This is a genomic window from Ensifer sp. Root954 (genome assembly GCF_001429005.1).
Lineage (GTDB): Bacteria > Pseudomonadota > Alphaproteobacteria > Rhizobiales > Rhizobiaceae > Ensifer > Ensifer adhaerens.
The window spans coordinates 300-17,719 of record NZ_LMJM01000008.1 but is presented as its reverse complement, the minus strand read 5'-3'; the positions used below and the strand labels follow the sequence as shown (position 1 = coordinate 17,719).

General features: G+C 59.6%; 13 protein-coding genes, 1 tRNA gene and 1 pseudogene. 2 read left to right on the top strand and 13 right to left on the bottom strand.

Translation table 11 applies throughout. From position 1 onward, the window contains the following. The 4 genes and pseudogenes from ASE71_RS36360 to rpsL form a co-directional block, all read right to left on the bottom strand. Window positions 1–63: pseudogene (locus ASE71_RS36360) on the bottom strand (elongation factor Tu); the annotation flags it as partial. 70 nt (window positions 64–133) lie between these two features. Beyond that, window positions 134–2,233, bottom strand: coding sequence for an elongation factor G (gene fusA / locus ASE71_RS05650; RefSeq protein ID WP_034795515.1), 2,100 nt, complete (start codon window positions 2,231–2,233; stop codon window positions 134–136). A 33-nt stretch (window positions 2,234–2,266) separates the two neighbouring features. Beyond that, complete coding sequence (gene rpsG / locus ASE71_RS05645) at window positions 2,267–2,737, bottom strand: 30S ribosomal protein S7 (RefSeq protein ID WP_034795512.1); 471 nt, start codon at window positions 2,735–2,737, stop codon at window positions 2,267–2,269. 77 nt (window positions 2,738–2,814) lie between these two features. Next, a complete protein-coding gene (rpsL, locus tag ASE71_RS05640) occupies window positions 2,815–3,186 on the bottom strand; it encodes a 30S ribosomal protein S12 (protein WP_003507760.1) in 372 nt (123 codons plus the stop codon). Window positions 3,187–3,753: 567 nt separating this feature from the next. Between rpsL and ASE71_RS05635 the strand changes: the two genes are divergently transcribed. Beyond that, window positions 3,754–4,050: a hypothetical protein gene (locus ASE71_RS05635; protein WP_034795498.1), complete on the top strand. Its 297-nt coding sequence runs from the start codon at window positions 3,754–3,756 to the stop codon at window positions 4,048–4,050. A gap of 123 nt (window positions 4,051–4,173) precedes the next feature. Here the strand turns inward: ASE71_RS05635 and rpoC are convergent, their stop codons facing one another. The 9 genes from rpoC to ASE71_RS05590 all read right to left on the bottom strand — a co-directional run bounded on the left by rpoC (window position 4,174) and on the right by ASE71_RS05590 (window position 16,619). Then, window positions 4,174–8,379, bottom strand: coding sequence for a DNA-directed RNA polymerase subunit beta' (gene rpoC, locus ASE71_RS05630; protein WP_034795495.1), 4,206 nt, complete (start codon window positions 8,377–8,379; stop codon window positions 4,174–4,176). A 184-nt stretch (window positions 8,380–8,563) separates the two neighbouring features. After that, on the bottom strand, window positions 8,564–12,703 hold the full coding sequence (gene rpoB / locus ASE71_RS05625) for a DNA-directed RNA polymerase subunit beta (RefSeq protein ID WP_034795492.1): 4,140 nt from the start codon (window positions 12,701–12,703) through the stop codon (window positions 8,564–8,566). 267 nt (window positions 12,704–12,970) lie between these two features. Continuing rightward, complete coding sequence (gene rplL, locus ASE71_RS05620) at window positions 12,971–13,348, bottom strand: 50S ribosomal protein L7/L12 (RefSeq protein WP_034795489.1); 378 nt, start codon at window positions 13,346–13,348, stop codon at window positions 12,971–12,973. A 58-nt stretch (window positions 13,349–13,406) separates the two neighbouring features. Further along, a complete protein-coding gene (gene rplJ, locus ASE71_RS05615; protein ID WP_034795485.1) occupies window positions 13,407–13,925 on the bottom strand; it encodes a 50S ribosomal protein L10 in 519 nt (172 codons plus the stop codon). A gap of 330 nt (window positions 13,926–14,255) precedes the next feature. Then, a complete protein-coding gene (gene rplA, locus ASE71_RS05610) occupies window positions 14,256–14,954 on the bottom strand; it encodes a 50S ribosomal protein L1 (RefSeq protein WP_034795482.1) in 699 nt (232 codons plus the stop codon). A gap of 4 nt (window positions 14,955–14,958) precedes the next feature. Continuing rightward, the gene (gene rplK, locus ASE71_RS05605) at window positions 14,959–15,390 is read right to left on the bottom strand and encodes a 50S ribosomal protein L11 (protein ID WP_034795479.1); all 432 of its coding nucleotides are present in this window, start codon (window positions 15,388–15,390) and stop codon (window positions 14,959–14,961) included. Window positions 15,391–15,598: 208 nt separating this feature from the next. Continuing rightward, on the bottom strand, window positions 15,599–16,129 hold the full coding sequence (nusG, locus tag ASE71_RS05600; protein ID WP_034795476.1) for a transcription termination/antitermination protein NusG: 531 nt from the start codon (window positions 16,127–16,129) through the stop codon (window positions 15,599–15,601). Window positions 16,130–16,145: 16 nt separating this feature from the next. Further along, the gene (gene secE, locus ASE71_RS05595; protein ID WP_034795473.1) at window positions 16,146–16,346 is read right to left on the bottom strand and encodes a preprotein translocase subunit SecE; all 201 of its coding nucleotides are present in this window, start codon (window positions 16,344–16,346) and stop codon (window positions 16,146–16,148) included. A gap of 197 nt (window positions 16,347–16,543) precedes the next feature. After that, window positions 16,544–16,619, bottom strand: a tRNA-Trp gene (locus ASE71_RS05590). Window positions 16,620–16,873: 254 nt separating this feature from the next. On the opposite strand from ASE71_RS05590, the gene ASE71_RS05585 reads away from it, so the two are divergent. Further along, window positions 16,874–17,410: a GrpB family protein gene (locus tag ASE71_RS05585; RefSeq protein WP_034795470.1), complete on the top strand. Its 537-nt coding sequence runs from the start codon at window positions 16,874–16,876 to the stop codon at window positions 17,408–17,410. Window positions 17,411–17,420 lie beyond the last annotated feature (10 nt).

The window sequence follows — 17,420 nt, the reverse complement described above, 5'->3', positions numbered from 1 at the left end:
AACGTGGCCAATCGTGCCAATGTTAACGTGCGGCTTGTTGCGCTCAAATTTGCTCTTTGCCATTTCCGGCTCTCCGTTTTCTATCCCCTACCGGGGAAAACTTTTAACTTCTGTCAGCGTCTTGGTATTCCGGTCACTTCTGACCGGAATACTTCGCCTGGATTTCCTGCGCGACGTTCGACGGAACCGGCGCGTAGTGATCGAAGGTCATCGTGTACTGCGCGCGGCCCTGAGACATGGAGCGCAGGTTGTCGACGTACTTGAACATGTTCGCCAGCGGAACGTTTGCGTTGATCACAACGGCAACGCCACGCGATTCCTGGCCCTGGATCTGGCCACGGCGGGAGTTCAGGTCGCCGATAACGTCGCCGACGTAGTCTTCCGGCGTTACGACTTCGACCTTCATCATCGGCTCGAGAAGCTGTGCACCAGCCTTCTTGGCCGCTTCACGGAAGCAAGCACGCGATGCGATTTCGAAGGCGAGAACCGACGAGTCGACGTCGTGGAATGCACCGTCGATGAGCGTCGCCTTGACGCCGAGCATCGGGAAGCCAGCGAGCGGACCCGAAGACAGAACGCTTTCGATACCCTTCTGAACGCCCGGGATGTATTCCTTCGGAACAGCACCACCGACGATCTTGGATTCGAAGACGAAATCTTCGCCATCCGGGTTCGGTTCGAACACGATCTTGACGCGCGCGAACTGACCGGTACCACCGGACTGCTTCTTGTGCGTGTAGTCTTCTTCGTGCTGACGCGTGATGGTTTCGCGGTAGGCAACCTGCGGAGCACCGACGTTGGCTTCAACCTTGAACTCGCGACGCATACGGTCGACGATGATGTCGAGGTGAAGTTCGCCCATGCCAGCGATGATCGTCTGGCCGGATTCCTGGTCGGTCTTGACGCGGAACGACGGGTCTTCAGCTGCCAGGCGGTTGAGCGCGAGGCCCATCTTTTCCTGGTCGCCCTTGGACTTCGGCTCGATCGCGATCTGGATGACCGGCTCCGGGAATTCCATGCGCTCGAGGATAACCGGCTTCAGCGGATCGCAAAGCGTGTCACCCGTGGTGGTTTCCTTGAGACCGGCAAGAGCAACGATGTCGCCTGCGAAGGCTTCTTCGATGTCTTCACGCGAGTTCGAGTGCATCTGCAGCATACGGCCGACGCGCTCGCGCTTGTCCTTGACCGTGTTCATGACAGACGAGCCCTTTTCGAGCTTGCCCGAATAGATGCGTGCGAAGGTCAGCGAACCGACGAAGGGGTCGTTCATGATCTTGAACGCGAGCATCGAAAGCGGCTCGGCGTCGTCAGCGTGACGCTCGATCTCGGCTTCGGTCTTGGCGTCGATGCCCTTGATCGCCGGAATGTCGAGCGGCGACGGCAGGTAGTCGACAACCGCGTCGAGAAGCGGCTGAACGCCCTTGTTCTTGAACGCGGTACCGCAGAACATCGGGTGGAACTTCACGTCGATGGTGCCGCGGCGAACGAGTTCGCGGATCTTGTCGTTCGAGGGCATGTTGCCTTCGAGGTAGGCTTCCATCGCGGCTTCGTCGATCTCGACAACGGTCTCGATCAGCTTCTCGCGATATTCTTCGGCCTTGTCCTTCATGTCGTCCGGAATCTCGACGACGTCCCACTGGGCGCCGAGCGATTCGTCGCGCCAGACGAGAGCGTTCATCTCGACCAGGTCGATAACACCCTTGAACTCGGTTTCAGCGCCGATCGGCAGCTGCATGACGACGGCGATCGCGCCCAGACGGGTCTTGATCATCTCGACCGAGCGGTAGAAGTCCGCGCCGGTCTTGTCCATCTTGTTGCAGAAGATCATGCGCGGAACGTTGTACTTTTCCGCCTGACGCCAGACGGTTTCCGTCTGCGGCTCAACACCGGCGTTGGCGTCGAGCAGCGCGATGGCGCCGTCGAGAACGCGCAGCGAACGCTCGACTTCGATGGTGAAGTCAACGTGGCCGGGGGTGTCGATGATGTTGAAGCGGCGAGCCTTGCCGTCACGACCCTTCCAGAAGGTGGTCGTCGCAGCAGACGTGATCGTGATGCCGCGTTCCTGTTCCTGCTCCATCCAGTCCATGGTAGCGGCGCCGTCGTGGACTTCGCCGATCTTGTGGGACTTGCCGGTGTAGTAGAGAATGCGCTCGGTCGTCGTGGTCTTGCCGGCGTCGATGTGCGCCATGATACCGAAGTTACGGTAATCTTCGATTTTGTATTCGCGTGCCATAGTGGACTGCCTCTTGAGACGTTCGCGCCAGAATTACCAGCGATAGTGCGAGAACGCACGGTTGGCATCAGCCATCTTGTGCGTGTCTTCGCGCTTCTTCACGGCGCTACCACGGTTGTTCGCTGCGTCCATGAGTTCGCCGCAGAGGCGATCAACCATGGTCGTTTCGTTGCGCTTGCGTGCAGCCGTGATCAGCCAACGGATGGCGAGAGCCTGGCGACGCTCCGGACGAACGTCGACCGGAACCTGGTAGGTTGCACCACCAACGCGACGCGAACGCACTTCAACGTGCGGCGCGATGTTGTCGAGCGCGGAATGGAATACAGCGATCGGCTCCTGCTTCAGCTTGGCCTGAACCGCATCGAACGCACCGTAAACGATGGTTTCAGCGACCGACTTCTTGCCGTGCAGCATGATCGCATTCATGAACTTCGTGACAACCAGATCACCGAACTTCGGATCCGGGTTGATCTCACGCTTTTCTGCTCTATGACGTCTGGACATACTTCTCGTCTCTTCAAACTATTTAGCGCTCTACCACGCGGAGGACCTCGCGCAGCGCCGGGATTTTCAAAACCGAATTACTTCGGACGCTTCGCACCGTACTTCGAACGGCGCTGCTTGCGGTTCTTGACGCCCTGAGTATCGAGAACACCGCGGATGATGTGATAACGAACACCCGGAAGGTCCTTAACGCGGCCGCCACGGATCATCACGACCGAGTGTTCCTGAAGGTTGTGGCCTTCACCCGGAATGTAGCCGATGACTTCGAAGCCGTTCGTCAGGCGAATCTTGGCAACCTTACGCAGAGCCGAGTTCGGCTTCTTCGGGGTCGTCGTGTAAACGCGGGTGCAAACGCCACGCTTCTGCGGGTTTTCCTGCAGAGCAGGAACCTTGTTGCGCTTTACCTGTGCCTGACGAGGCTTACGGATCAGCTGGTTTACGGTAGGCATATACCCATCCCTTGCAAAATCTTGTCACATTACCCTTGCGGGCGGATCGTTGCCGTCGCCGGCAGTTTCGAACGCCTCATGAAATGCGCAAAACAAGGGCCGATCCGCCTTTTCCGCAGATGGCCCCAAATAAAGCAGAGGACGCACTATTTCGTGCGTCGTGCGTGCAGCATTGTAGTCGTCAGCGTGCGTTTCGAACCTTGTTTGAGGCGAACTTCAGAACGCGACGTTCCGAACCAGCCAGCCTCACATGGGCTCCGATGCGGCGGGGTGTACTGATTTCAAGGCGAACAGTCAAGGGCAATTAAGAAATATTCCCGGACGCGTTCGCCCGGCATGCCTGAAAAACAAGGCTTTTGCACATGGTTTGGCGCCTGGCGCCCGCCTCATCTGCCCTTCTGTGCCCGGAGTGTCTGACGGGATTAAGGAATCGGCAACCACTTTGTGGGGGTTTTCCACGGTGATCGACTCGCTCTCAACGGAAGCGTCCGCGCGGCATTGCATTTCCATCGCGCTGATTCAAAAAGGAAGCTAAGGTCGCACCAAACCCATTCGAAAGGAAACAAAATGGCCGTCACCCCAGACAACGACAATGCCCCGGACGAGCCGATGGTGTTCATCATCATCGGCAAGGCCTACGAGACCGACGGCGACGAGGACGGCGTGGACATTCACGTAATGCTGAAGGCGCCCGACGACGATACCGCGGTACGCGAAGCGCTCAACGCGCTTGCAGAAGAAGGTTTTCTCGAGGCCGACCTGGACCAGATCGGCACATTGACCGACGTTCCGAGCGAAGAGCCGCACGCGTCCGCCTATCAGGGTGCGCTCGAAGGCGAAGTCGCGATCATCCGCTTCAGCTGAGACGCTGCAAGACAGCCCATCGCATCAGCTCCCAAGGCCGTATTTGCAAAAGAAGAAGCCGCCGAGATCGCTCTCGGCGGCTTCTTCTTCTGTGAGGTTGGAGGGCGAACACGCCCTCCCCCATTATTCGGCTGCCGCGTTCTCGCTTGCGAGATCGGCGAGCATCGGCGTTGCCACGTCTGCACCGGTGCCGCGACGACGCTCTTCCAGGATCATTTCGTCGCGCGCGGTTGCGATGCGACGGATCTGGGTCATCGTGCCGCCGGTACCGGCCGGGATCAGACGGCCGACGATGACATTTTCCTTCAGACCCTGCAGGCCGTCGGTCTTGCCGGCGATTGCGGCTTCCGTCAGGACCTTCGTGGTCTCCTGGAACGACGCTGCCGAGATGAACGACGGCGTCTGCAGCGAGGCCTTGGTGATGCCGAGCAGGACCGGATCGCCGTAAGCCGGCTTCTTGCCCTGTTCGATCAGGCCGTCGTTGACGTCTTCGAGCTCGATGCGGTCGACGTTGTCGCCGACGATGTAGGTCGAGTCACCGGCGTCGGTGATTTCAACCTTCTGCAGCATCTGACGGACGATCACCTCGATGTGCTTGTCGTTGATGACAACGCCCTGCAGTCGGTAGACTTCCTGGATTTCGTTGACCAGGTAGGAAGCAAGTGCTTCCACGCCCTTGATCGCCAGGATGTCGTGCGGCGCCGGGTTGCCGTCGAGGATGTAGTCGCCCTTTTCGATGTAGTCGCCATCCTGAAGATGGAAGGGCTTGCCCTTCGGGATCAGGTATTCGACCGGCTCGACACCGTCTTCCGCCGGCTCGATCAGAACGCGACGCTTGTTCTTGTAGTCGCGGCCGAATCGGATCGTACCATCGATCTCAGCGATGATGGCGTGATCCTTCGGACGACGTGCTTCGAACAGTTCGGCAACGCGCGGCAGACCACCGGTGATGTCCTTGGTCTTGGCGCTTTCGAGCGGCGAACGTGCAAGCACGTCACCCTGCGAAACCTTCGTGCCCGGTTCTACCGACAGAATGGCGTCAACCGAAAGCATGAAGCGGGCGTCGCCACCACGCGACAGCTTCATGACTGCGCCGTTCTTGTCCTTGATGACGATCGCCGGCTTCAGGTCCGTACCGCGCGGCGTCGAACGCCAATCGATAACCTGACGCTTGGTGATGCCGGTGGACTCGTCGGTCGCTTCCAGAACCGAGATGCCGTCGACGACGTCTTCGAAGTGAACGGTACCTTCCACTTCCGTCATCATCGGACGGGTGTAGGGGTCCCATTCGGCGAGACGCTGACCGCGCTTCACCTTGTCGCCGTCGTCGACGAGGATCTTCGAACCGTAGGCAACGCGCTGCGAGGACCGCTCGACGCCACGTTCATCCAGGATCTGGACGGCCATGTTACGACCCATGGCGACGAGAACGCCGTCAGAGTTGCGTAGCATGTTGCGGTTCTTAATCTGAACCGTACCTTCGTAGGACGCTTCGAGGAACGACTGGTCAACCACGGTCGCCGTACCGCCCAAGTGGAAGGTACGCATGGTGAGCTGGGTGCCCGGTTCACCGATCGACTGTGCGGCGATAACGCCAACCGCTTCGCCCATGTTGACCGGCGTACCACGAGCCAGGTCGCGGCCGTAGCAGACGCCGCAAACGCCCGTCTGGATTTCGCAGGTCAGCGCCGAGCGAATGCGGATCGACTGAATACCAGCCTTCTCGATCTCGATGACATCCGGTTCAAGGATCATCCGGCCGGCGTCGACGATGCGAGCGCCCGTGACCGGGTGATCGATGTCGTCCAGAGCCGTACGGCCGAGAATACGAGCGCCAAGCGAAGCCACGACCTGACCGGCATCGACGATCGCCGTCATGGTGAGGCCCTTGTCGGTGCCACAATCGACGGAGTTGACGATGCAATCCTGCGCGACGTCGACGAGACGGCGGGTCAGGTAACCGGAGTTCGCGGTCTTCAAGGCGGTGTCTGCCAGACCCTTACGGGCACCGTGGGTCGAGTTGAAGTACTCGTTAACGGTCAGGCCTTCCTTGAAGTTCGAGATGATCGGCGTCTCGATGATTTCGCCCGACGGCTTGGCCATGAGGCCACGCATGCCGCCCAGCTGGCGCATCTGGTTCGGAGAACCACGAGCACCCGAGTGCGACATCATGTAGATCGAGTTCATCGGCTTCTGGCGACCATTGTCGTCGAACTCGACCGCCTTGATGCGGGCCATCATTTCTTCGGCGACCTTTTCGGTCGCCTTGCCCCAGGCGTCGACAACCTTGTTGTACTTTTCGCCCTGGGTGATGAGGCCGTCATTGTACTGCTGCTCGTATTCCTTCACGAGCGCTTCAGTGTCGCCGACGATCTTCACCTTGGTGTCCGGAATGACCATGTCGTCCTTGCCGAACGAAATGCCGGCGCGGCAGGCATGGGCGAAGCCGAGCTGCATGATGCGGTCGCAGAAGATGACCGTGTCCTTCTGGCCGCAATGACGGTAGACCGTGTCGATCATCTTGGAGATGTTCTTCTTGGTCATTTCCTGGTTGCAGGTATCGAACGGCACGTTGACGTTGCGCGGCAGCAGCTCGCCGATGATCATGCGGCCAGGCGTGGTTTCATAGATCTTCGAAACCGGGTTGCCCTCGGCGTCGACGGTCTTGAAGCGGCCACGGATCTTGGCGTGCAGCGTCACGGCCTTGGTTTCGAGCGCGTGGTGCAACTCGCCCATGTCCGAGAACGCCATGCCTTCGCCCGGCTCGTTCTGGTTCAGGATCGACAAGTAGTAGAGACCGAGAACCATGTCCTGCGACGGAACGATGATCGGCGCGCCGTTTGCCGGGTGCAGAATGTTGTTTGTCGACATCATCAGCACGCGGGCTTCGAGCTGAGCTTCGAGCGACAGCGGCACGTGAACGGCCATCTGGTCACCGTCGAAGTCGGCGTTGAAGGCCGTGCAGACGAGCGGGTGCAGCTGGATCGCCTTGCCTTCGACCAGGGTCGGTTCGAAGGCCTGGATGCCCAGGCGGTGCAACGTCGGCGCACGGTTGAGGAGAACCGGGTGCTCGCGGATGACCTCGTCGAGGATATCCCAGACTTCCGGCTTTTCCTTTTCGACGAGCTTCTTTGCCTGCTTGACGGTGGACGAGAAGCCCTTGGCGTCAAGACGCGCGTAGATGAACGGCTTGAACAGCTCGAGCGCCATCTTCTTCGGCAGGCCGCACTGGTGCAGCTTCAGTTCCGGACCGGTCACGATGACCGAACGGCCGGAATAGTCGACGCGCTTGCCAAGCAGGTTCTGACGGAAGCGGCCCTGCTTGCCCTTGAGCATGTCGGACAGCGACTTCAGCGGACGCTTGTTGGCGCCGGTGATGACGCGGCCACGACGGCCGTTGTCGAACAGCGCATCGACAGATTCCTGCAGCATGCGCTTTTCGTTGCGGATGATGATGCCCGGAGCGCGCAGTTCGATCAGGCGCTTCAGACGGTTGTTACGGTTGATGACGCGGCGATAGAGATCGTTCAGATCCGACGTCGCGAAGCGGCCACCGTCGAGCGGCACGAGCGGACGCAGATCCGGGGGGATCACCGGAACGACCTTCATGATCATCCATTCCGGGCGGTTGCCGGAATCCATGAAGTTCTCGACGATCTTCAGCCGCTTCATCAGCTTCTTCTGCTTCAGATCCGAGGTCGTCTCAGCGAGCTCGGCGCGCAGGTCGCCGGCGATCTTTTCCAGGTTCATCGAAGCGAGCATCTCGTAGATCGCTTCGGCGCCGATCATGGCGGTGAACTGGTCTTCGCCGAACTCGTCGACGGCGAGCATGTAGTCTTCTTCGCTGAGGAGCTGGTTTTCCTTCAGCGACGTCAGACCCGGCTCGGTGACGATGTAGTTTTCGAAGTACAGAACGCGCTCGACATCCTTCAGCGTCATGTCGAGCAGCGTCGAAATGCGGCTCGGCAGCGACTTCAGGAACCAGATGTGGGCAACGGGAGCGGCGAGCTCGATGTGGCCCATGCGCTCACGGCGAACGCGCGACAACGTCACTTCGACGCCGCACTTTTCGCAGATGATGCCCTTGTACTTCATGCGCTTGTACTTGCCGCACAAGCACTCGTAGTCCTTGATCGGTCCAAAGATGCGCGCGCAGAACAGACCGTCGCGTTCCGGCTTGAACGTGCGGTAGTTGATCGTCTCCGGCTTCTTGATCTCACCGTAAGACCAGGAAAGAATCTTCTCCGGCGAGGCGATCGAAATCCGAATGGAATCGAAGGTCTGTGCAGGCACCTGCGGATTGAAAAGATTCATGACCTCTTGGTTCATGCCTGTCTCCTTTACGGGCTTTACGCCCTGAGCTTGGCGAGGGTGCCGACAAATCCCGGGCGCCGGCCCCTGCCCCATAAACAGCTAAAACCGCATTGGCTGCGGCTTCGTTCCTGCCGGAGACGTCAGCGTCTCCCGGCGGAAACGGTGCGCGCCGCATGAGCGGCACGCACCTTGGGTCTCTTTACTCGGCTGCGTCGGGCAACTGCGCCGCGCCAGCCTCGTCGACCTTCGAGTTTTCGAGCTCGACCGAAAGGCCCAGCGAGCGCATTTCCTTGACGAGAACGTTGAAGCTCTCCGGAATGCCCGCTTCGAAGGTATCGTCGCCACGGACGATCGCTTCGTAGACCTTGGTACGACCGGCAACGTCGTCCGACTTGACCGTCAGCATTTCCTGCAGGGTGTAGGCGGCGCCGTACGCTTCGAGCGCCCAGACCTCCATTTCCCCGAAGCGCTGACCGCCGAACTGCGCCTTACCACCGAGCGGCTGCTGGGTGACGAGCGAGTACGGACCGATCGAACGGGCGTGGATCTTGTCGTCGACCAGGTGGTTGAGCTTCAACATGTAGATGTAGCCCACGGTCACCTGGCGGTCGAACTGATCGCCGGTACGGCCGTCATAGAGCGTCGACTGACCGGTCACCTTCAGACCTGCCTGCTCCAGCATCTCGTTGACGTCGGCTTCGACAGCACCGTCGAAGACCGGCGTTGCGATCGAAACGCCGCGACGGGTCTGCTCGGCCAGGCGCACGATCGACTCGTCGTCGTACTGCTTGATCGGCTCACCCTTCGGGCCCGACCCGATGACGCTGTCGATGGTGTCGCGCAGCGGCTGGATATCGGCACCTGCCTTGTAGGCGTCGAGCATCGCGCCGATCTTCTGACCCATGCCGGCGCAAGCCCAGCCAAGGTGGGTTTCGAGGATCTGGCCGACGTTCATGCGCGAAGGCACGCCGAGCGGGTTCAGAACGACGTCGACATGCGTGCCGTCTTCCAGGAACGGCATGTCTTCGATCGGTACGATACGCGACACGACGCCCTTGTTGCCGTGACGACCGGCCATCTTGTCACCCGGCTGGATCTTGCGCTTCACAGCGACGAAGACCTTGACCATCTTCATGACGCCCGGAGGCATTTCGTCGCCGCGCTGGACCTTCTCGACCTTGTCCATGAAGCGCTGTTCAAGGCGCGACTTGGATTCGTCGTACTGGGCGCGAAGAGCTTCGATCTCGCCCTGAGCCTTTTCGTCTTCGACGGCGAACATCCACCACTGCGAGCGGGGGTATTCGCTGACGACGAGGTTCGAAAGCTCGGTGCCCTTCTTGAAGCCCTTCGGGCCGGCAACGGCCGTGTGGCCACGCAGCATGTCGACGAGACGGGCGTAGACGTTGCGGTCCAGGATCGCCTGTTCGTCGTCGCGGTCCTTGGCGAGGCGTTCGATTTCCTCGCGCTCGATCGCCATCGCGCGCTCGTCCTTCTCAACGCCGTGGCGGTTGAAGACGCGAACTTCGACGACGGTACCGAAGGTGCCCGGGGGCATGCGCATCGAGGTGTCGCGAACGTCGGAGGCCTTTTCACCGAAGATGGCACGCAGAAGCTTTTCTTCCGGCGTCATCGGGCTTTCGCCCTTCGGCGTGATCTTGCCGACGAGGATGTCACCCGGCTGAACCTCTGCACCGATATAAACGATACCGGCTTCGTCGAGGTTGCGCAGCGCTTCTTCCGAAACGTTCGGAATGTCGCGAGTGATTTCTTCCGGACCCAGCTTTGTGTCACGCGCCATCACTTCGAATTCTTCGATGTGGATGGAGGTGAACACGTCGTCGCGCACGATCCGCTCGGAGAGCAGGATCGAGTCTTCGTAGTTGTAGCCGTTCCACGGCATGAACGCGACGAGCGCGTTGCGGCCGAGAGCCAGGTCACCGAGGTCGGTCGACGGACCGTCAGCGATGATGTCGCCCTTGTTCAGGATGTCACCGACGGTGACCAGCGGGCGCTGGTTGACGCAGGTGTTCTGGTTCGAGCGCTGGAACTTCTGCAGACGGTAGATATCGACGCCCGACTTCGACGGATCGAGGTCTTCGGTGGCGCGGATAACGATACGGGTCGCGTCAACCTGGTCGACGACACCGCCACGACGGGCTGCAATAGCAGCGCCGGAGTCACGGGCAACGACCGGCTCCATGCCGGTACCGACGAACGGTGCTTCGGCGCGCAGCAGCGGCACGGCCTGACGCTGCATGTTCGAGCCCATCAGTGCGCGGTTGGCGTCGTCGTTCTCGAGGAACGGGATGAGCGCCGCTGCGACCGAAACGAGCTGCTTCGGCGAAACGTCCATCAGGTTGATATTGTCGCGCGGCGCCAGCATAACTTCGCCGGCGTGACGGCAAACAACGAACTCTTCAGCGAACGAGCCATCGTTCTCGAGAACCGAGTTTGCCTGGGCAACGTGGTACTTCGCCTCTTCCATTGCGGAGAGATAGACGACGTCGTTCGTCACCTTGCCGTCAACGATCTTGCGGTACGGGCTTTCGATGAAGCCGTACTTGTTGACGCGGGCAAAGGTTGCAAGCGAGTTGATCAGACCGATGTTCGGGCCTTCCGGCGTTTCGATCGGGCAAATACGGCCGTAGTGGGTCGGGTGAACGTCGCGGACTTCGAAGCCGGCGCGCTCGCGGGTCAGACCACCCGGGCCAAGAGCCGAGAGACGGCGCTTGTGGGTGATTTCCGAAAGCGGGTTCACCTGGTCCATGAACTGCGACAGCTGCGAGGAACCGAAGAACTCGCGAACGGCGGCCGCAGCCGGCTTCGCGTTGATCAGGTCCTGCGGCATGACCGTGTCGATTTCGATCGAGGACATGCGTTCCTTGATCGCGCGCTCCATGCGGAGCAGGCCGAGACGGTACTGGTTCTCCATGAGCTCGCCGACCGAACGAACACGGCGGTTGCCGAGGTTGTCGATGTCGTCGATCTCGCCCTTGCCGTCACGCAGCTCGACGAGCATCTTGACGACAGCCAGGATGTCTTCCTTGCGCAGGATGCGCACGGTGTCGGCAACTTCGAGGTCGAGACGCATGTTCATCTTGACGCGACCGACGGCCGAAAGGTCGTAGCGCTCGGCATCAAAGAACAGCGTGTTGAACATGGCTTCCGCGGAATCCATGGTCGGCGGTTCACCCGGACGCATGACGCGGTAGATGTCGAACAGGGCGTCCTGACGGTTCTCGTTCTTGTCCACGGTCAGCGTGTTGCGGATGTAGGCGCCGACATTGATGTGGTCGATGTCGAGAACCGGGATCTCGTCGAAACCAGCCGAGAGGATGACCGGAAGGGTCTTCTCGTCGATTTCGTCGCCGGCTTCGAGATAGATCTCGCCGGTGCTGTAGTTGACGACGTCTTCGGCAAGGTAGTTGCCGTAGAGGTCATCATTGGTCGCCTTGAGCGCCTTCAGGCCCTTTTCCTGCAGTTGGCGCAGCAGACGCGGGGTCAGCTTCTTGCCAGCTTCAACAACGACTTCGCCGGTGTCGGCGTCGACCATCTCGGTGATGGCCTTCTGGCCCTTAAGGGCGTCCGGCTGGAACGGCACGCGCCAGCCTTCGCCGTCGCGCTGGTAGAGCGACTTCGTGTAGAAGGTGTCGAGGATTTCCTCGCCGTCCATTCCGAGCGCCATCAGCAGCGACGTCACCGGAATCTTGCGGCGACGGTCGATACGGGCATGAACGATATCCTTGGCGTCGAACTCGATGTCGAGCCAGGAACCGCGGTAAGGAATGACACGGGCCGCAAACAGCAGCTTGCCCGACGAGTGGCTCTTGCCCTTGTCGTGGTCGAAGAACACGCCCGGCGAACGGTGCATCTGCGAAACGATGACGCGCTCGGTGCCGTTGACGATGAAGGTACCGTTGTCGGTCATGAGCGGCATGTCGCCCATGTAGACGTTCTGTTCCTTGATGTCCTTGATCGACTTCGCGCCGGTATCCTCGTCGATATCGAACACGATGAGGCGCAGCGTCACCTTGAGCGGCGCTGCGTAGGTCAGATCGCGCTGACGGCATTCTTCGACGTCGAACTTCGGCGGCTCGAATTCGTACGAAACGAATTCAAGCATCGATGCGCCCGAGAAGTCCTTGATCGGGAAAACGGACTTGAAAACAGCTTGGAGCCCTTCATCAGGGCGACCGCCCTTGGGCTCTTCAACCATCAGAAACTGGTCGTAGGATGCCTTCTGAACCTCGATGAGGTTCGGCATTTCTGCGACTTCTGGAATTTTACCAAAAAACTTGCGTACGCGCCTGCGACCGTTAAACGAAAGGGTCTGAGCCATCGTCGCTCCTTGTCAATCTTGCATCCGGGCCTGCAACGGACGGGAACCGATGGCCAGTCGACCCCGTCAATCAATGAGTAGTTCAATCTCGTCCAACCAACGAAAAACGCTCAGCGCGGATTGCTGTGCTGCCTTCCGTTCGAGACCATCCTCTTGAAGAACCCATTACCCAAAAGCCGTTTTTCGACAGGCTTTTGGGTAATATGTTCTAAAAACGGTCAAAGAGAGGCGGCCTGAAAAGGCCACCTCCCCTTGCATGTAGCCGAATTACTTGACGTCAACCTTGGCGCCAGCGTCTTCGAGCTTCTTCTTGAGGTCAGCAGCTTCAGCCTTGGAAACTGCTTCCTTAACCGGCTTCGGAGCGCCTTCGACCAGGTCCTTGGCTTCCTTGAGGCCGAGGCCGGTGATGCCGCGAACTTCCTTGATGACGTTGATCTTGTTGGCGCCAGCGTCAACGAGGATAACGTCAAACTCGGTCTTTTCTTCTTCAGCAGCAGCCGGAGCAGCAGCGCCGCCAGCAGCAGCGACAGCTACCGGAGCAGCAGCCGAAACGCCCCACTTCTCTTCGAGCAGCTTGGAAAGCTCAGCAGCTTCCAGAACGGTCAGCGAGGAGAGGTCTTCAACGATCTTTGCGAGATCAGCCATTTTACTTTTCCTTTTGTTCGGTTCGAACTGGTTTTAAATACAACAGCGAAAATCCGCCTTAGGCGGCTTCGTCCTTCTTGGCATAGGCCGAGAACACGCGAGCAAGCTGGCTTGCCGGTGCCTGAACAACCGTTGCGACGCGGGTTGCCGGGGCATTGAGAAGGCCCAGCAGCTTTGCGCGCAGCTCGTCGAGCGAAGGCAGGGTCGCAAGCGACTTGACTGCTTCGGCGTTGAGCGTGGTCGTGCCCATGGCGCCACCGAGAACAACGAGCTTGTCGTTGGTCTTGGCGAAATCCATGACAACCTTAGGAGCCGTGATCGGGTCTTCGCTGTATGCGATCAGCGTCTGACCCTTGAAGAGATTGGTCATCCCTTCCGACTCGGTGCCCTGAAGAGCGATCTTGGCCAGGCGGTTTTTCGCGACTTTGACGGTGCCGCCAGCAGCGCGCATCTTCGAACGGAAGTCGTTCATCTGCGCAACTGTGACACCAGCATAGTGGGCCACGACAACCGAACCGGAAGCCTTGAAGACTTCGTTCAGCTCCGTGACGAATTCGCGTTTTTCCGCTCTTTCCACTGTCTGTCTCCAGTAGACAGGGTTGCAATAATGCAGCCCCATCGGGTTTGCCTTTGTCACCCGAGATCGAGCTCGATCCCTGATAACGCTTAAGGATCCTGTCCCTTGGCGTTCCCGGAAGAGCCGGGTCTGACACAAGGCAAGCGAGGTTCGAACCGAATTTCGACGCCTCCGGCGTCATGGCGAAATTCAGATCTTACCCGTCTCATGCAGGCCGAAGTGATTAAGGTATAACCACCCGCAATCTCGGACAGGAGTTCCGGATCGAAATCCGGATTTCCGGCCCCGAAGGGCCGGAAACTCTTTCCCGGGCCGAAGCCCGAAAATTCTTTAGGCGACGCTGAGCGTGGCCGGGTCGATCTTGAGGCCCGGGCCCATGGTCGACGAAATCGCGACGCGCTTGACGTAGTTGCCCTTGGCGCCGGTCGGCTTTGCCTTGATCACGGCGTCAGCGAAAGCACGGATGTTTTCTTCCAGTGCCTTGGCGTCGAAGGACGCCTTGCCGATGCCAGCGTGAACGATACCGGCCTTCTCGACGCGGAACTCAACGGCGCCGCCCTTGGAAGCCTTGACGGCACCAGCGACATCCATCGTAACCGTGCCAACCTTCGGGTTCGGCATCATGCCACGCGGGCCGAGAACCTTACCGAGGCGACCGACGAGCGGCATCATGTCCGGGGTGGCGATGCAGCGATCGAAATCGATCTTGCCGCCCTGGACGATTTCGACAAGCTCTTCTGCGCCAACGACGTCAGCACCAGCAGCCTTGGCTTCGTCAGCCTTGGCGCCACGTGCGAAAACGGCGACGCGAACCGAGCGGCCGGTGCCGTTCGGCAGGTTGACAACGCCGCGGACCATCTGGTCAGCGTGGCGCGGGTCAACGCCGAGGTTCATCGCAACTTCGACGGTTTCGTCGAACTTGGCAGTTGCGCGTTCCTTGACCATCGAGACGGCTTCGGTAAGACCGTAGATCTTCGTCGGGTCAACGCCCTCGCGGGACTTCTGTACTCGCTTTGCAATCTTCGCCATGGTCTTAGCCTACCACTTCCAGGCCCATAGCGCGGGCAGAGCCCTCGATCATGGCCATTGCGCCTTCGATATCGGCGGCATTGAGATCCTTCATCTTGGCTTCGGCGATCGACTTGATCTGAGCCTTGGTGAGCTTGCCAGCCGAACCGCCCTTGCCGGGGGTCTTCGAGCCGGACTGGATCTTTGCTTCCTTCTTCAGGAAGTAGCTGACCGGCGGCTGCTTCATGACGAAGGTGAAGGACTTGTCCTGGTAATAGGTGATGACGACCGGGATCGGCATACCCTTTTCCATTTCCTGCGTGGCGGCATTGAACGCCTTGCAGAATTCCATGATGTTAATGCCACGCTGACCGAGCGCAGGACCGATCGGCGGAGACGGATTGGCCGCCCCAGCCTTCACCTGCAGCTTGAGCTGGCCTGCAACTTTCTTAGCCATTTCTCTCTGCCTTTCTAAAATCCCCTCGCGACGGATCGCTCCAAGGACCTGTTATGCCAGTTACCCGGCTCTTGCCGACCTCGATGGCCGGCGGCTGCGGTTGCGTGGTACGGAACATCCGACCCGGCTAAGGCCGGCATCCTTCCACGCGCATGCGGATTTCTCCGCCAGAATGGGCCTAAACCCACCCTATCCTTTTAAGGCCTTATCAGACCTTCTCGACCTGACCGTATTCCAGCTCGACCGGGGTCGCGCGGCCGAAGATCGAAACTTCGACCTTGAGGCGCGAACGCTCTTCGTCGACATCCTGAACGACGCCGTTGAACGAGGCGAACGGACCGTCGGAAACGCGAACCTGCTCGCCGATCTCGAACGAGACCGAAGGCTTCGGACGCTCGACACCATCCTGGACCTGACCGAGGATGCGCTCGGCTTCATGGTCCGGAATCGGAACCGGCTTGCTGTCGGTACCGAGGAAACCGGTTACCTTCGGCGTGTTCTTGATGAGATGGAAAGCCTCATCCGTCAGGTTGGCGCGAACCAGAACGTAGCCCGGGAAGAACTTGCGCTCGGCGTCAACCTTGCGGCCGCGACGCACTTCGACAACCTTCTCGGTCGGCACGAGAATCTTCTCGAACAGGTGCTCGAGACCCTTCTGCTTGGCCTTTTCCTCGATCGATTCAGCGACCTTCTTTTCGAAGTTCGAATAGGCGTGAACAATGTACCAGCGCGCAGCCATACTAGCCTCCACCCAATCAAGCGCCAACGTTGAGGATGAGGCCGATCGCCCAACCCATCAACTGGTCCGCAGCAAAGAAGAAGGCAGCGGCAAAAAAGACCATGACAAAGACCATCAGCGTCGAGATCATCGTCTCGCGCCGAGAGGGCCAGGTCACTTTCGACGTTTCAGAGCGAACCTGCTGCAGAAACGTTACCGGATTCGTTTTGGATGCCATGTAATGCTCACGCCATTACGGCGCGTAAAGCCGATGATTCAGCCCCACGCACCGCGTGTCTGTTTGGACCCTACATAAAGACCGATTCTAAAAACCACAAGAGCCAATCAGTCTTTTCTGTGAATTTCGTCGACCGGCTAACCGATCCTTAAACTTACTCTGCCGAACCCTCAGCTCTTATGCAAGCCTGGAGAGAATGGCAGGGGCAGAGGGGCTCGAACCCCCGACCTGCGGTTTTGGAGACCGCCGCTCTACCAACTGAGCTATACCCCTATTCGGCTGCGTGCCCGTTCAACAACGTCTCGCCGCCTCAAGTCAGCGGCTTCATATTCAGTTTGCCGGAGGATGACAAGCACCTTTCAACGCCGATCCGAAAAAATCCGCATTCAATCGCATCTATCCCCTGCCCTGCCGGCCGGAGTGCCCCACAAAGAAAGGCAAGTCATTGCCTCGCCACTCAGAAATGGTCGCGGCGCTGCGGGCATTCGCTATCCTGCCAGAAGCTCTCCTCACCGGAATCGATTCGCATGTCGCGCATCACGCTGGTCGAATATGATCCTCTCTGGCCGTCGCTCTTTGAGGCGCGGGCGCTTTCCATCACCGCCCTGCTCTCGCCTTTCGTCCGCGAGATCCACCACATCGGAAGCACGGCGATACCCGGACTGGCCGCGAAGCCGAAGATCGATATCGATGCGGTGGTAGCGGACGTAGCGGAGCTGCCGGGGCTCAGCGCTCGCCTCTGCAACGCAGGCTACACCTTTCACGGCGACCCGCACGCAAGCGGCCTGTGGACGTTTACTATGGCAACGCTTGCCTATGGCACGCGGCTCTATCTCTGTGGAGACGACAACGCCGCCCATGCGGCACGTCTAGTGCTCAGGGACCGGCTGCGTGACGCTCCCGAACTCGCCAGCCGCTACGAAGCCCTGAAGCGGCAACTCGCAGAGCAGGCCAATGGCGATTGGGATATCTACACCCACGGCAAGCGCGCCTTCATCGACGAAATCCTGGCGACAACCGAAACGAAAAAGGCCCCGCCGTTGCCGGCGGGGCCTCTCTACTGATCTGAAATCA